Origin of the sequence: Thalassolituus sp., from assembly GCF_034111725.1 — a bacterium.
Taxonomy (GTDB): Bacteria; Pseudomonadota; Gammaproteobacteria; order Pseudomonadales; family Oceanobacteraceae; genus Thalassolituus.
In genome coordinates this window covers 1-15,941 of sequence record NZ_JAWUWR010000079.1, presented here as the reverse complement: position 1 = coordinate 15,941, position 15,941 = coordinate 1, and the positions used below count along the sequence as shown (strand labels likewise).

General features: G+C 47.7%; 16 protein-coding genes. 3 read left to right on the top strand and 13 right to left on the bottom strand.

Annotation, left to right across the window (positions count from 1 at the left end; translation table 11 throughout):
- Window positions 1-25: 25 nt before the first annotated feature.
- The 9 genes from hisS to trmJ all read right to left on the bottom strand — a co-directional run bounded on the left by hisS (window position 26) and on the right by trmJ (window position 8,526).
- Window positions 26-1,306: a histidine--tRNA ligase gene (gene hisS, locus UXZ23_RS13545; protein WP_320821093.1), complete on the bottom strand. Its 1,281-nt coding sequence runs from the start codon at window positions 1,304-1,306 to the stop codon at window positions 26-28.
- Between the two features lie 32 nt (window positions 1,307-1,338).
- The gene (gene ispG, locus UXZ23_RS13540; protein WP_320821092.1) at window positions 1,339-2,457 is read right to left on the bottom strand and encodes a flavodoxin-dependent (E)-4-hydroxy-3-methylbut-2-enyl-diphosphate synthase; all 1,119 of its coding nucleotides are present in this window, start codon (window positions 2,455-2,457) and stop codon (window positions 1,339-1,341) included.
- A complete protein-coding gene (locus UXZ23_RS13535; RefSeq protein WP_320821091.1) occupies window positions 2,454-3,251 on the bottom strand; it encodes a tetratricopeptide repeat protein in 798 nt (265 codons plus the stop codon). Before UXZ23_RS13535 ends, ispG begins: the two co-directional genes overlap by 4 nt.
- Window positions 3,248-4,396, bottom strand: coding sequence for a 23S rRNA (adenine(2503)-C(2))-methyltransferase RlmN (gene rlmN, locus UXZ23_RS13530; protein WP_320821090.1), 1,149 nt, complete (start codon window positions 4,394-4,396; stop codon window positions 3,248-3,250). Before rlmN ends, UXZ23_RS13535 begins: the two co-directional genes overlap by 4 nt.
- A 116-nt stretch (window positions 4,397-4,512) precedes the next feature.
- Window positions 4,513-4,896, bottom strand: coding sequence for a nucleoside-diphosphate kinase (gene ndk / locus UXZ23_RS13525; protein WP_320821089.1), 384 nt, complete (start codon window positions 4,894-4,896; stop codon window positions 4,513-4,515).
- 121 nt (window positions 4,897-5,017) lie between these two features.
- Window positions 5,018-6,181 carry an IscS subfamily cysteine desulfurase gene (locus UXZ23_RS13520; protein ID WP_320821088.1) on the bottom strand — a complete coding sequence of 388 codons (1,164 nt, stop codon included), beginning with the start codon at window positions 6,179-6,181 and terminating at the stop codon, window positions 5,018-5,020.
- A 118-nt stretch (window positions 6,182-6,299) separates the two neighbouring features.
- Window positions 6,300-6,782 carry a Fe-S cluster assembly transcriptional regulator IscR gene (iscR, locus tag UXZ23_RS13515; RefSeq protein WP_320821087.1) on the bottom strand — a complete coding sequence of 161 codons (483 nt, stop codon included), beginning with the start codon at window positions 6,780-6,782 and terminating at the stop codon, window positions 6,300-6,302.
- Window positions 6,783-6,892: 110 nt separating this feature from the next.
- Complete coding sequence (gene cysE, locus UXZ23_RS13510; protein WP_320821086.1) at window positions 6,893-7,732, bottom strand: serine O-acetyltransferase; 840 nt, start codon at window positions 7,730-7,732, stop codon at window positions 6,893-6,895.
- A complete protein-coding gene (gene trmJ / locus UXZ23_RS13505) occupies window positions 7,729-8,526 on the bottom strand; it encodes a tRNA (cytosine(32)/uridine(32)-2'-O)-methyltransferase TrmJ (protein ID WP_320821085.1) in 798 nt (265 codons plus the stop codon). The genes cysE and trmJ overlap by 4 nt, the downstream gene beginning before the upstream one ends.
- 179 nt (window positions 8,527-8,705) lie before the next feature.
- Between trmJ and UXZ23_RS13500 the strand changes: the two genes are divergently transcribed.
- Window positions 8,706-9,479 carry an inositol monophosphatase family protein gene (locus UXZ23_RS13500; RefSeq protein ID WP_320821084.1) on the top strand — a complete coding sequence of 258 codons (774 nt, stop codon included), beginning with the start codon at window positions 8,706-8,708 and terminating at the stop codon, window positions 9,477-9,479.
- 270 nt (window positions 9,480-9,749) lie between these two features.
- On the opposite strand, the gene UXZ23_RS13495 is transcribed toward UXZ23_RS13500, so the two are convergent.
- A complete protein-coding gene (locus tag UXZ23_RS13495; RefSeq protein ID WP_320821083.1) occupies window positions 9,750-10,241 on the bottom strand; it encodes a cold shock domain-containing protein in 492 nt (163 codons plus the stop codon).
- Window positions 10,242-10,369: 128 nt separating this feature from the next.
- Here UXZ23_RS13495 and UXZ23_RS13490 point away from each other — a divergent pair, with 128 nt between their 5' ends.
- Window positions 10,370-10,615, top strand: a complete 246-nt coding sequence (locus UXZ23_RS13490; protein WP_320821082.1) for a SlyX family protein — start codon at window positions 10,370-10,372, stop codon at window positions 10,613-10,615.
- Window positions 10,616-10,797: 182 nt separating this feature from the next.
- Window positions 10,798-13,251: a glycerol-3-phosphate 1-O-acyltransferase PlsB gene (gene plsB, locus UXZ23_RS13485; protein WP_320821081.1), complete on the top strand. Its 2,454-nt coding sequence runs from the start codon at window positions 10,798-10,800 to the stop codon at window positions 13,249-13,251.
- Window positions 13,252-13,334: 83 nt separating this feature from the next.
- Here plsB and UXZ23_RS13480 read toward each other — a convergent pair whose 3' ends face one another.
- Genes UXZ23_RS13480 through tsaB form a run of 3 tightly spaced genes read right to left on the bottom strand, consistent with a single transcriptional unit; the run spans window position 13,335 to window position 15,636 of the window.
- On the bottom strand, window positions 13,335-14,114 hold the full coding sequence (locus UXZ23_RS13480) for a class I SAM-dependent methyltransferase (protein ID WP_320821080.1): 780 nt from the start codon (window positions 14,112-14,114) through the stop codon (window positions 13,335-13,337).
- A gap of 6 nt (window positions 14,115-14,120) precedes the next feature.
- Window positions 14,121-14,918 (bottom strand): undecaprenyl-diphosphate phosphatase, encoded by a 798-nt coding sequence (locus tag UXZ23_RS13475; RefSeq protein WP_320821079.1) that lies wholly within the window; start codon window positions 14,916-14,918, stop codon window positions 14,121-14,123.
- Between the two features lie 25 nt (window positions 14,919-14,943).
- Complete coding sequence (tsaB, locus tag UXZ23_RS13470) at window positions 14,944-15,636, bottom strand: tRNA (adenosine(37)-N6)-threonylcarbamoyltransferase complex dimerization subunit type 1 TsaB (protein ID WP_320821078.1); 693 nt, start codon at window positions 15,634-15,636, stop codon at window positions 14,944-14,946.
- Window positions 15,637-15,941: the final 305 nt, after the last annotated feature.

The following is a 15,941-nucleotide window of genomic DNA, read 5'->3' as shown; positions in this document are numbered from 1 at the left end:
GTTGTTCTATTAATATGTTAGTTGTTCAGTTTACGTGTTCAGCCAGCCAAGCCGAAACGTCGGCTTGAGCCAGTGTCTGCTGGTCAGCACCGCCACGCATATCTTTAACCGTTACATTGCCATCAGCGATTTCGCTTTCGCCTAACAGCAACGCAAAATGGGCGCCGCTTTTATCGGCTTTTTTCATCTGACTCTTGAAGCTGCCGCCGCCGCAGTGGGTTTGGACACGCAGCCAAGGTTGTTCACCACGAATACGATCAGACAACAGAAGTGCCGCTTTATCTGCTCCAACACCTACGCCGCAAACATACACGTCGATCGTTTGTAACACTTCAGGTGGAATCAATTCTAGCGTTTCAAGCAATAAGATAAGACGCTCAACGCCCATGGCAAAGCCGACCGCAGGGGTTGGCTTACCACCTAGTTGCTCGACCAAGCCGTCATAACGACCGCCAGCACACACAGTACCTTGCGCACCAAGCTTATCAGTGACCCACTCAAATACGGTTTTACAGTAGTAATCAAGGCCGCGAACTAAACGCTGGTTGATTTCATACTGGACGCCAGCGCTATCGAGAATATCGCGCAACGTGGCAAAGTGCTCGCGACTTTCGTCATCGAGATAGTCGTGAAGTTCCGGCGCACCAACTAATACCGCCTGAGTTTGCGGATCTTTACTATCTAACACCCGTAATGGGTTGGTTTCTAGGCGACGTAAACTATCTTCGTCGAGCTGATCTTTGCGCTCGCTTAAAAATTCAACCAAGGCATCACGGTAGCGTGCACGCGCTTCGTTGCTCCCTAAGGTATTTAACTGCAAAGTGACTGAGTCGCTTAAACCTAAGAACTGCCAAAGACGTGCGGTCATTAGAATAACTTCAGCGTCGATATCCGGTGTCGCCATACCAAAGGTTTCAACACCAATTTGGAAGAACTGACGATAACGGCCTTTTTGCGGACGCTCGTGGCGGAACCTCGGGCCGGTGTACCACAAACGCTGAGTTTGGTTGTACAGCAAACCATGCTCTTCACAAGCGCGAACACAGCTAGCAGTCCCTTCTGGGCGCAACGTCAGGCTATCGCCATTGCGATCTTCAAACGTGTACATTTCTTTTTCAACGATATCGGTGACTTCACCAATAGAGCGTTTGAAAAGCGCCGTCTGCTCTAAAATCGGCATACGAATTTCATCGTAACCGTAACCAGCAAGAACGTCTTTTACAGTACCTTCTAAGTACTGCCACACAGGGCTTTGCGCAGGTAGAACGTCGTTCATACCGCGAATTGCTTGAATATTTTTAGCCATAAACTCGATCTAAATTCCTAGTGCAACCCAAATTAAACGTCGGTTGCGATAATGTCTTTGCGCTCTTCAGCGAGCTTTGCCGCACGCGCACGAATCAAACGCTCGAGGTCGTCGACTAAATTGTCGTTGGTGAGTTTTTCCGCTGGCTTACCATCAATATAAACCAAATTAGGCTGCCCACCGGTTAACCCTAAATCGACTTCTTTGGCTTCGCCTGGGCCGTTAACAACACAGCCAATCACTGCGACATCCATGCTAGTACGAATATCTTCGGTACGCATTTCTAGCTCGTTCATTGTCTTAATCACATCAAAGTTTTGACGTGAACAACTCGGACAGGCGATAAAGTTAATACCGCGCGAACGCAGTTTTAACGATTTCAGCATATCCCAGCCGACTTTAACTTCTTCAATCGGATCCGCTGCTAGCGATACGCGAATAGTGTCGCCAATACCGTCCCACAACAATAAACCTAAACCAATAGACGACTTCACTGTGCCGCCACGTAAACCACCCGCTTCGGTAATACCCAAATGCAATGGTTGCTCAATTTGGCCTGCGATCTGACGATAAGCCGCTACCGTCATAAAAATATCGGATGCTTTTAAGCTCAGTTTGAAATCAGGGAAATTCAAACGATCTAAAATATCGATATGACGCATAGCTGACTCAACCAAAGCTTCGGGAGTCGGCTCACCGTATTTCTTTTGCAGGTCTTTTTCTAACGAACCAGCATTGACCCCGATACGAATCGGAATACCGTTGTGACGTGCCGCTTCAACCACTTCCCGCACTCGATCTTCACGACCAATGTTACCAGGGTTAATACGCAAACAATCGACACCTAACTCCGCGACTCGTAGGGCAATACGGTAATCAAAATGGATATCAGCAATTAATGGTACGTCGACCAACTTACGAATCTTACCAAAGGCTTCAGCGGCATCCATAGACGGCACGGATACGCGCACAATATCGACACCGGCATCTTGCGCACGTTTAATTTGCGCAACCGTTGCAGCCACATCAGTGGTCTCGGTATTTGTCATGGTTTGCACTGCAATCGGTGCATCACCGCCTACAGGCACATTACCTACCCAGATTTTACGACTGACGCGACGTTTGATTGGATTTGGCTGATTCTTATTCATGCACCGTGCCCTGACAATGATTCTTGGTACAAACGATATTCGGTCGAAGTTGTAAAGTTTTGCTTCAACTCTGTAGCAAACTCAATCACACGCGCCGTATTTTGCTGGATGGTTACCAACTTAATTCCTAGCCACAAACTATGGGCCGTATGACGGGTTTGATTACGCTGTACTAAACGATCGAAACGGTCGAAATACTTTAGTGACTCTTCGTAATTTTGTGCTTCGAACAATAATGTAGAGACGTTAACTAAAGCATCCACGTTGTAAGGAGCCAAACGCAAGGTTTGCAAATACGCATCAATAGCTAGCTGACTCTTATCCATACGATAAAAATTCAACGCTAAATCATTGTAAGCGCCCGGACGATTATCGTAATAACGATCGTCGGCTGCTTTTTGCAAATTCTCTTGGGCTTTTTCGGATTGCTTTAATTGCGAATACAAACGGCCAATATGATGACGCGCTAAGGTAAAGGTTTTATCTTCGTTGATTGCCTTCAGAAAATATTCTTCGGCTAAATCCAACTCACCTTCGGTTTGCCAAACCATACCCATAGCATCATTCGCTGGAGCATAATTTGGATTAACCGCTAACGCTTTTTGCAAACGCTGACGGGCCCAATCAGGACGCCCTTTTTGTAAATACCCTATGCCCAGCTGGGTATAGTTCTCGACTGATTTTTCAGGAGATTCTTTTTTAGTAAAACGACTTTCCGTTACAGTCACACACCCTGCAAGAAAGAAAATCGGTAGGCAAATTAATAGACAACGAGCTAACACACGTCCTGTCATAGCGATGGGCCTTCTTGGGTTTGTTCTGAATCTACATTGTCTAATTGAATGGCATTGATGTAGCGTTCGCTGCGGCGAGTACGGTCTTCAACACGACCTACCAACTGACCACAAGCGGCGTCGATATCGTCACCACGAGTGGAGCGAATAGTAACAATATGACCTTGGTTTACTAAATAATCGCGAAAACGATAGAGGCGATTATTACTTGGGCGTTTGTAGCCCGAATTAGGGAACGGATTAAACGGAATAAGGTTAATCTTACACGGCACTTGTTTCATTAATTCTGACAATTCAACCGCGTGTTCCATTTCATCGTTAACGCCTTCCATCATAGTGTATTCAATGGTTGCTTTACGACGGTCCGGCAGCTTACTCAAATAACGATTCGTAGCGGCAATCAATTCTTTTAGCGGATATTTTTTATTGATTGGTACGAGTTGATTACGCAATTCGTCATTTGGCGCATGTAACGATACCGCCAAAGATACGTCGGTAACGTCACCGAGTTTATCCATCATAGGAACAACGCCAGAGGTACTTAACGTCACTCGACGTTTAGACAAACCATAAGCGTTATCGTCCATCATTAGGTTCATAGAATCGACCACGTTATCGAAGTTCAACAGTGGTTCACCCATGCCCATCATGACGACGTTAGTAATTTTGCGTTCGCGACGCTCCCCCGGCTTGTCGAAACTCATGGCTGCAACAAATACTTGGCCAATGATTTCAGCAACGGAAAGATCACGGTTAAAACCTTGTTTGCCCGTGGAGCAAAAACTGCAATCCAACGCACAACCAATCTGCGAGCTAACACACAGGGTGCCACGCTCTTTTTCGGGGATGTAGACGGTTTCAATCGAGCTGCCACCCGGCATGCGCATCACCCACTTTTGGGTGCCGTCTTTCGAAACATCATGGTACACAACTTCCGGCAGTCGGATTTCGCTGACCTCAGCAAGCTTGGCGCGCAAGCCCTTGCCCATATTGGTCATTTTTTCGAAATCAGCCTCACCTAACTGATGAATCCATTTCAGCATTTGCTGAGCACGAAAACGCTTTTCACCTAAATCAGCAAAGAAGGCTTCCATTTTGGCGGGCGACAAGCCCAACAGATTAATTTTTTCGGGGGTATCGGTCATCAGTGTTTACCTGGTGTGGCGCATCCTGAACGGAAGAAACGGAAGGAGCTCCTGCCCCCTCCGTAAACTGCCACTTAGCGTGGGCAGATTTCGTCAGCAGCGAAGAAGTATGCAATTTAGCGTGCAGCAGATTCAGCAGAATCAGAACCGTGTGCAGCGTTTGCATCGATGCTTTCTGCGAAGTCAGCGCGGATAGTGCCTGGTGCTGCTTCTTTAGGGTTAGTAGCGCCCATTAGATCGCGGTTTTTAGCGATTGCGCCTTCGCCTTCAAGAACCTGTACAACAACAGGACCTGAAGTCATAAAACCAACCAAATCTTTGAAAAAGCCGCGCTCAGAGTGTTCAGCGTAGAAACCGCCAGCTTTTTCGTCGTCCAGCTTGATCATCTTAGCAGCAACGATCTGTAGACCAGCTTTTTCGAAACGAGATTGGATTTCGCCGATTACGTTTTTTGCAACAGCGTCTGGTTTGATGATCGACAGAGTACGTTCAACAGCCATTTTTTAGCTCCATTTGTGTGTTTAAGAGAAGTTATAGGGTTAAAACCCGCGGATTATACGCAGATTTTCATGAAAGTTGTACGCATGACGCTCACCTAGTAACAATTGACGACTGCTTGTTTCAATGACTACGCAGCAAGGTCACTACTCGAGTGATCTCATGTATGGCGTTATCAATATCGTCAGCAGTGGTAAAACGCCCCACACTCATGCGTAAACCGGCGTGGGCAAGTACATCGCTGCGACCGATGGCTTTCAAAACATATGACGGTTCGACGCTGGCCGAGGTACAGGCAGAACCCGATGACACCGCTACTTTCGCCAAAGACGCCAGTAAAATTTCACCATCTAAACCACCGAAACTCACGTTCAAATGGTTAGCAACACGCTGATCAATATGACCATTAATATAGACGTCATCTAGCGCCTGAATGCCCCGCCATAAACGATCACGCAATGCACGAATGCGGTTTTCATCTGTCTCTAGTTGCGCTTGGCAAAGACGCGCAGCTTCACCGATACCGACCAGTTGATGCGTTGGCAAAGTGCCCGAGCGCATACCACGTTCATGGCCACCTCCATGCATTTGAGCAACCAACTTCACTTGCGGATCACGGCGCACATACAAAGCACCAATACCTTTAGGACCGTAAAACTTATGTGCCGATATCGACAGCAGATCAACCTGCCAGTCGTTAACATTCACTGCCATTTTGCCCACAGCTTGAGCAGCATCGACGTGCAATAACGCGCGATGATTTTTCAGTAACTGCGCAATCGCAGCCACATCAGTAATAGTGCCTAATTCGTTATTCACCGCCATTAAAGTCACTAAGCAAGTATCGTCACGCAATGCGTCTGCGATTTGCTGTGGATCTATTAAGCCATCGGCGTCAGGGCTCAACCAAGTAACATCAACGTCATGGTATTGCTGCAAATAAGCGCAGGTATCGAGGACGGCCTTGTGTTCAATAACCGAGGTCACGATATGCAACAGCCGACTAGGCTGCTCTCGACGCAACCATTCAACGACGCCCTTGATGGCCAAGTTATTACTTTCTGTTGCACCAGACGTCCAAACAATTTCGCGCGGATCGGCGCTTATTAAATCCGCCACTTGACGACGAGCAACCTCTACCGCCTGCTCCGCTTGCCAGCCAAATCGATGCGAACGAGACGCCGGATTAGCAAAATTACCGTCAAGTGTGAGGCACTGCCCCATACGTTCGGCAACAGTAGGATCAACAGGAGTAGTAGCAGCGTAATCGAGATAGAGAGATATCATGGTCGACCTGTTCGGCAAGGCAATTGCGTGGTTTAGGGCGCCATTTTGCTTATGACGCCTGTAAGGTCAAGTGCTGATTCGAACTGCGCCATCACTAAGCTAACCGCTTGAACAAAACTTAGTTAGAACCTTCGGAGCTCAGCAATAGATCAATGCGGCTGTTGGCGCGCTCGTCTTGACGGGCTGCGGTGGCTTGGATTTCACGACGCTCTATCAAATCATTTAGAGTGATATCACTTAAAAAATTGTGGATCTGATCGCTCAGGTCCAACCAAAGATGATGCGTTAAGCACTCTAGGCCTTCTTGGCAATCACCCTTGCGATTACAACGGGTGGCATCCATTGATTCATTAACGGCATCAACAATTTCAGCAACGTTGATGCTTGTGTCTTCGCGACTTAAACGATAACCACCGCCCGGACCACGCACGCTAGCAACTAAACCACTGCGGCGTAATTTAGCGAACAACTGCTCTAGATAAGACAGCGAAATACCCTGACGACCAGAAATATCATTCAGGCTTACCGGGCCGCGACTGGCATGCAACGCCAAGTCTAACATCGCGGTGACCGCATAACGGCCTTTGGTCGTCAAACGCATAAGGGACTCCTAAAAACAGTAATTGAGAAGCATTATGCGGATGCCCTACTATTTCAGTCAACTATAACCGACCTGAAATGCATCTTGCTTACTTGGAGATTACCGACAACCTAAACGCTTGGCTTTTCATCCCCAACGTCCGCCCTATCAGGCAATACCGGATCCTCATCACGCTTTAGGCGCTCGTGCAGGCAAACGAAAGTCTCCTTCTCAAGCTCAGGCAGCGCTTCATCACAAGTATGGTCACCGAGGCGATTCAACGCTCGGCACATACTGTCGATCTTGCCATCAACAGCGTGCATGTGGTCCATAAGATTATGAATCGAACGAGCAATCGGATCAGGCATTTCGTCGGCCATACCGTAGGCATCAAAGCCAATTTTCGCAGCAATCGCGCGACGACGATCTTCCACTTCAGACGATGCTTTTGCCGCAGCCTTACGTACGATACGACCAGGAATACCCACCACAGTGACGCCTTCCGGTACATCTTTAGTGACCACAGCATTAGAGCCGATGCGAGCATCTTTGCCCACGGTAATCGGCCCAAGAACTTTGGCACCCGCACCAACAACCACACCATCTAGCAAAGTGGGATGACGCTTGCCTTTCTTCCAACTGGTACCGCCCAGTGTTACTCCGTGATAGAGCGTGCAGTCATCGCCAATTTCTGCCGTCTCACCGATGACTACGCCCATGCCGTGATCAATGAAAAAGCGACGACCAATGGTGGCTCCGGGATGAATCTCGATGCCGGTCATCCAACGGCTAAACGTCGACAGCATACGCGCCAACCACTTAAGGCCTTTATGCCATAACCAGTTAGCAATTCGATGATGTAAAATAGCGTGAACACCCGGGTAGGTTGTCAGCACCTCAAACGTATTTCTTGCCGCAGGATCACGTTCAAAAACGCAGGCAATGTCTTCACGAAATTGTTTAAAACTCACAACGAATCCTCTTGTTGATCCTGAGCCTCCGGCTTATCCGCAGCCGAGGTATCTTGAACGGGTACTAGCGCAGTTTGTTTACTAACGGCCGCTAACATGCCGCGCAATATATTAATTTCTAATTTGTCCGGCGCAGCACGCTGGAACAATCGCTGAATACGAGGCATCAGCTGCTTAGGAGTATTGGGGTCGAGGAAGCCAATCTCAATGAGAGTTTTCTCCATATGCTGCAACATACCGTTCAACTCCCCGTGGGTCGCCAAAGGATAATCCCAACTAACACCCCACTGCGCATCCTCGTGTACGTCGCCAATGGCCGCCAGCCGCAGCTCATAGGCCATCACCTGAATGGCTTGGGCAACATTCAGCGACGAGAATTCCTCGTCGGTTGGAATGTGTACATGTGCGTTGCACTTATGCAGTTCTTCATTCGTTAACCCACGCGATTCTCGACCAAAGACCAAGGCCACCTGATTATTTACGGCTACTTCTGCCGCCTTCGCTGCACATTGACGAGGATTCATTAGCGGCCAGGGAATATGACGGCTACGAGCGCTCGTGCCTACCACCAAGCCGCAATCAGCGATGGCATCGTCTAAGGTTGGGCAAATAACAGCGTTGCGCAGGATGTCGTCGGCACGAGATGAACGCTGGATTGCGTCTTCATCTATGCTGGCAATAGGATCAACTAAGTATAAACGGCTCAGCCCCATGTTCTTCATGGCTCGTGCTGCCGCGCCTATGTTGCCAGAGTGCGTTGTGTTTACCATCACTATGCGAATTTGGTCGAGCATCTAAACCTGCCTTTTGCGGACCTTCAGCGGACCTTTTCGAGATTCAAAGACGACAAGCAAGTGCTTGCTAATCGAGGGTCGGCAAGTGTAACGCAAAATTGGCTTCGCCAACCACTCACAGGCTGCTATAATCCGCGGCCGAATTTGTTTCAACTGTTCTTTAAGAGATAGCAACCCCTATGCAGCCCATGGTTAACTTGGCGTTGCGCGCTGCGCGCAACGCAGGTCTGGACCTTGTCCGCCGTCTTGACCGCTTCGATTCGTCCCAAAGTACGGATCAAGAAAAAGCAAAATTTGTCGCCGATTGCACCATCGGTTTGGAAAAAGGCATCATCTTCGAATTGAAGAAGGCGCTACCAGACAACAACTTTGAAGGTCGCGAAACCGGCCTCAATGCTGGCGACACTAAGCAACCAACGTGGCAGGTATGCGTCATCGACGACGTTGCCAACTTCCGCGTAGGGATTCCTGCATTTGCTATCATCATAGCTTGTGTGAATAACGGTAAAACGGATCACGCTGTTATTCTGAACCCTATGAACGGTGACGAATTCACAGCCTCCCGTGGACGCGGTGCACAGCTAAACAATCGCCGCATCCGCTGCGGTGGCCTCAACACATTGACCGACGCCATGATTGGCTTCACTCAGCCACTAGGTTTGAGCGAGTCGGGCTATGAGCAACGCGCGAAAATCCAGCAGCTTCTAATGAAGAACTACGATTTACGCAGCATTGGCTCCAACGCGTTATCAATGGCATATGTTGCTGCTGATCGCTTCCAAGCCGCTTTATTGTCAGATGTTGATGCCTTCTCATTAACAGCAGGCAGCTTATTAGCTTCTGAAGCCGGTTGTTTGTTGGCCGATGTAACAGGCCAACCACGTATCGTTGCTCCGGCAAACATCGTGATCACCAACCCTCGCCTATTAAAGACATTACTAACCCTCGACTAATTCGACGCGTTACTTGTCTATTAGCCAGTACCGGACAATCATGCCTAATGATTACCGGATACTGGCTGAACTCCGATGCCTACCTATACTGACGAAAGACACCTTTGGAGGAGTCCTTCATGATCTGGCATCAAATTACCCTATTACTAGGCTGGCTTGCTGAACCCCAGTGCTGCGACGAACTTGAGCTACACACCATCGAGCATCACGAGTAACCAGGCATAAAAAAAGCGACTCTATGAGTCGCTTTTTTTACTTACGCTTTAGCGCTTAACGAACAGCAGAAACATCTTCTGCTTGCGGACCTTTTTGGCCACGCACAACGCTAAACTTAACGCGCTGACCTTCGGTCAAAGAACGATGACCTTGACCACGGATTGAGCGGAAGTGAACAAATACATCTTCACCTTCGTCCCAAGTAATAAAACCGAAGCCTTTTTTCACGTTGAACCATTTAACAACACCGCGCTCACGACCATCTTCAACATCGCTTTCTACAATCGTGCCACTACTGCGCTGGCGACGACGACGCGAAGGCACTAAAAAGGCTGAGCCCAAGCTAATTAGAAACGTAAGAACACCGATCACAATCAAAAGATCAGTCATACCAACAACCGTTGCCAGGTTGTCTGAGTTAAGAAGTTCACCATTCGCCAAGGTGAGCCCCTCCGTCATGCCACTTAACAATGCGGCGACTACAAACGGAGAAACAATGGCGAACACCAATGCCACAATTATTTTACGTACTAGCAATTTACCCATGCGTTATCTCGTATCACTCGTTATTATCACAGATGTCACAAATATGTCGGCAACAAAGCCATTGCCAAGTGGGCTATGAAAGCCCAATTCATTAAAAAAATCAACACGATAGCTAGAGTGTCTGAACCATGAGCAGTGATAACGCACAAATAAGTGCAGAAAAGCAGCAATTACGCATCGAAGAGCTTGAAACGCGCATGGCGTTTTTAGAAGAAATCGTCGATACCCTCAACAATCAACTATCGACCGTCACCCAAGATTTTCTTATGGCGCGCCAAGCAATGCAGATGATGAACCAACGCCTAGAACAGATGCAGAATCAAGATTCTGGTCTGCGAGATTTTGCTGATGAACCGCCTCCACCACATTATTGATCGTCTTGGCGCGGGATATAACACCTGCGCCCTCTTCTCTCGCTTCCCCCTATATAAGAAGATAATCGGTACATAAGGTAAATATCGGCCTAATTTCACTGCTGAATGCCTCATACCGACATTTCAACTGCAACTGCCAAGGGGTACACTAGCGCCGCGAATTAGTGACACCAGAGAATTTTATGAGTTTGTTTAAAAGTATCCGTTCAAGCATATTTCGCTGGCAGCAAAAATTGCTCTACAGCATTATCAAAACCAAAATCATTGGGCCAGATGTCAGTGAATTCGACATTGATCCCAATAAGCCGATTATCTACGCGACGCTCTACCCGTCTTACGGTGAGCAACTCGTTATTGATCGCGAAGTAAATGAGTTCAGCTGGCCTAGTCCTCGCCGTCAGGCACAAAGTGCCGATTTATCTGCTAAACCCTATTTCAGCATTTACCGTCGCTCGTCGGTTCCATTCCGTAAACAAGGGGTGCCGATTGTCGCACGCCAATTAATTAAGCATGCCGAATGGTTATCAGAAGACGAGCAACGCGAAATTCAAATTGTTCCGGTTCGGGTGTTCTGGGGCCGTGCACCAGAAAAAGAGCGCTCATTTTTGCGTATTTGGTTGCAAAGTAGTGGAGCGCTGGGTGGCCGAGTTTTAACGCTAATGGCTATTTTGCTCAATGGTCGTAATACCTTTGTTCATTTTAGTCGCCCTATCTCTTTACGCGACCTGTACGACAGTGAAAAGTCACCGGAATTATTGGCGCGTAAGGTCGCCCGTGTCCTACGTGTGCACAACCGCCAAGTATCTGCGTCGGTTTTAGGGCCAGACTTGTCACACCGTCGCACCCTAGTACATCAACTACCTAATCGTCCTATGGTGCGCAAAGCCATCGAAGATGAAATAGAAAAACAAGGAAAATCCAGAGCAAAGCTTCAGGCACAAGCACTCAAGTATGCTGACGAAATTGCTTCCAATATTTCCTATACCAATATTCGCTTCCTAGATGTCATGCTGACTTGGGTATGGAACAAAATATATAACGGTATAGAACTGCATAATATTGGTCATCTGCGCGATATCAGCAAAGACAACAGCATCATTTATGTTCCTTGCCACCGTAGCCACATAGATTACTTACTACTTTCCTATGTGCTTTACCACAAAGGCTTACAAATGCCGCAGATTGCTGCTGGCATCAATTTAAACATGCCAGTTGTCGGTTCCATTTTAAGACGCGGCGGCGCATTCTTCATGCGTCGTACCTTCCGTGACAATAAATTGTACGCAGCAGTATTTGATGAATACCTGCACTCAATTTTCACCCACGGCTATTCTGCAGAATATTTTGTTGAAGGTGGGCGCAGTCGCACCGGTCGCACCCTGACACCCAAAGCAGGCATGCTAGCCATGACGCTGCGCAGCTATTTACGCGATTCGCGTAAGCCTATTATTTTCATGCCGATTTATACTGGCTACGAAAAAGTATTTGAAGCCAACAGTTATCTAGGCGAGTTACGTGGCCAGAAAAAGAAAAAAGAGAGCTTACTGGGTGTGCTCGGCACTTTACGCTCTTTCAAAAACTCATTCGGCAAAGTAAACGTAACCTTTGGTGATCCAATTTACTTCACAGAATTTTTAAATGAACGTCGCCCTCAATGGCGTGAAGAAGATTACACAGAGTGTAATTATCGCCCAGAGTGGGCACCGAAAATGGTGGATGATTTAGCCTTACAAGTAGCGACTGAAATTAACCGCGCGACATCGGTTAACCCAGTTAACCTAATGGCCTTGAGTATATTGTCGGCTCCGCGCCAAGCAATGGACGAACAGCAACTGGTTATTCAGATGGAAGCGTATCGCGACCTACTCAAGCAAGCACCATATAGCCACCTCACGGTATTACCGGAAGGCACTGGCGCTGAGTGGTTAAGCTACAACGAGAAGTTGGATATTGTTTCGCGCTCTCCTCACCCTATGGGCGATCTAATCCAAACTAACGATCGCCAAGCGGTAACTCTCACCTACTACCGCAACAACGTATTACACGTTTTAGCGCTACCATCTTTAATCGCTTGTTTGTTCGTGAATAACCGTCGTTACACCTCTGAAGAAGTCCTTAGCACGATTCGCTGCCTCTACCCGTACTTACAAGCGGAGCTATTTTTACAGTGGAAAGCTGAAGATTTAGAGAGTGATATTCATCGCTGGTTGAGCATTCTTACTGAATCCGGTTATTTAATCGAACATGAACAAGGCTTCCATGCGACACCATCAAGCAGCGATAAATTTGCACTGTTGGAAGGTTTAGCTGCACACGTAATGCAAACATTGGAGCGCTATTTTTTAACGCTATCGCGCTTAATAAACAAAGGCTCAAACGCCTTAACCGCAGCCGAGTTAGAAGATCAGTGTACCCAAGTAGCACAGCGTATCAGCATGCTCTATGGAATTAATGCACCGGAGTTTTTCGATAAAGCGTTATTCCGCACATTGATTCAAGAGCTGATTAGCAATGGCATGCTCCGCCGCCATGAAGATGGAACCTTAATTGTCGAGCCTGCTATTAACGTGCTATCCGAGGCATTAGAACAGGTACTTGATGGCGCGCTGCGTCAAAGCATCTTACGCAGCCTATAAAAAGCGTAGCCTACAAAAAAGGCGCAGCTCTTGATTAGAGCTGCGCCTTTTTTCAATTTTCATTTACCCAGATCGCCTGACATTTAGCTCGGTGGAAGCACCTTAGCCAAAGCATAGACATCAAAGCGGTTGGCTTTCCCCGTCAATGCATAACTTGGCGCACGCCCAGCTAAAGGAGCTGCCTTACGTCCGCGCTTTACCACCACGCGACAACGCGCACAGACCAGCGCACGCTCAAGTAAATCATCGGCATCCATATCTTGCCCCACAACATCACGAAACGCCTGCATGTCCTTTTTCACTTGAGCAGTCGCTTTGGGATCGTGATCAAACATCGGATCGAGATAAATAACATCGGCTAAATACCCTGCACTTGGTGCTTGTAGCAATTGATGACTACTGCCAAACGAGAGCGCTATCCGTTCGATAATGTCGGCAATTTCTGGATCATGTCCGGCGCGCTGCAGACCATCTTCCAGCAAGGCCGCTACCACGGGCTGACGCTCAAAGGCTTGCACTCGACACCCAAGGGTAGCCAACACAAAACTATCGCGCCCAAGACCGGCTGTGGCGTCGACAACCGTCGGTTGATACGCACCGGTAATACCAATGGCCTTGGCGATATCTTGTCCTTTACCACCGCCAAACCGACGGCGATGTGCTGCTGCCCCACCACTAAAATCGACCTGAACCGCAGTACGGGTTTGCTCACCCTGACGCAAACTTAAGCCTGTTTGATCAAGACACAAATGAAACCCTGGTGACTCCAACAAGGTAGGCTCTGCTAGCGTTAATCCATAACGAGTAGCGATAACCTGAGCTCGCTGCGCTAACTCAGGTACAAGACAAATCAAACTCGGCATAAATCGCTAAACAAAAAACAGAAGCAAGATACCACCCAGCAATAGGCGATAAACAACGAATGGCAACATACCAATGCGACTAATAAACGCGAGGAAGTAGTAAATACATACCCAAGCACTGATCGCGGAAATTAGCACACCTAAGCCTAATGCTTGCCAATCGACAGGTGCAACTGACTGCAACAGCTCCAGCGTTTTAAGACCGCCAGCGGCAAGAATTAACGGTATGGATAATAAAAATGAAAAACGAGCAGCATCAACACGATGTAATCCGAGCAATAAAGCAGCTGTCATCGTAATCCCTGAACGCGAAGTACCTGGAATTAAGGCAATCATTTGCGCCAAGCCAATGACTAGCGCAATAATCAAGGTCATATTAGCTAAGGTTAAACGTTCTTTACGGACAATATCCGAATAACCCAGCAATAAACCAAAACCTATTGTGGTGATTGCAATAACTAACGTAGAGCGCAAGTTTTCTTCAATCCAACTCTCTAACAACAAGCCTGCCAGCCCTGCAGGAATAGTTGCCAATATGACATACCAAGCTAAGCGCGCGTCGGTATCGGGATTGCGGGTCCAGCCGGTAACACACCAACGCGTAACGAGTTGCTGTATGTCTTTACGAAAATAAATAATAACCGCTGCTAACGTACCAAGGTGGACAGCAACGTCGAAAGCGAGTCCTTGGTCATCCCAGCCAAATACCCTCGACGGTAAAATCAGATGCGCCGAACTAGAAATGGGTAAAAATTCAGTTAAGCCCTGCAGAATAGCTAATACAACAATTTCTAATGTATCCACACAAAGTCCTTACAGAGAGAATAAGTTAGATGCGTTTAAGGAGACTGGGCTGTTCGTCCAGTTTTTTCCAAGCAACAGAATTACGCAAATAAACCGGCTGTTGGTTCTCTGCATCGGTAAATAATCCTTTATCCCAAGCATCAATAGCCAAGGGCACCATCATGCGTGCTTCAGGACGTAACATCGCTAACTCGGCATCCAACTCAGCGAATACTGGAAGCTGTAATCCATCTCCGGCAAGAATACCGTTAAAATTAGTCGTTTCACTGATACAAGCGTCAGGACTTCCAACTTGCTCCGCAGCAAGCGCACGACTTAACTTTCCATCGCGCTGAAAATGTCCCCAGAAAACTTCACCCATATGAGCATCCATAATCGCCATGACTTCATTGGCCGAGCTCGCACTGAACGCCGCCTGCGCAATAGCTTGTAGGGACGAAATACCTTTAACAGGTAAATCCAAAGCCAAAGCAATACCTTGAGTAACCGAAGCGGCAATACGAATACCCGTAAAAGAACCAGGCCCACAACCATAGGCAATGCCATCAAGCTGCGCGGCTGTTAAGCCACAATCACTAAGGGCTTCATCAATCATAGGCAGCAAACGCTGCGCATGACGACGGGGCTGCTCTTCGGTTAACGCAAATAATTTTTCTTCATGCCAAACCGCAACAGAACATAACGACGACGAAGCATCGATAACTAACAAACTGGCCATGATTAGATACCACTGAAAATGCGCACGAAGTATACCAAGGAATTTTACCCAACGTCGCCCGTAATAATCACCACGGTTCAACATAAAAGCCAAATCACAGACAATAAAAAACCCGGCAAGCCGGGTTTTTTATTAGCACATCAAATAAAACCTAAAGGTTTTATTCTGCTGCTGGAGTTTCAACTACTGGTGCTTCTGCTGGTGCATCAAATACTGATGCAACAACTGGCTCTGCGGCTTTGTCAGCAACTGGCGCGGCAGCGGCTTTCGCTGGACGGCCACGCTTTGCTGCAGGCTTAGCTGGG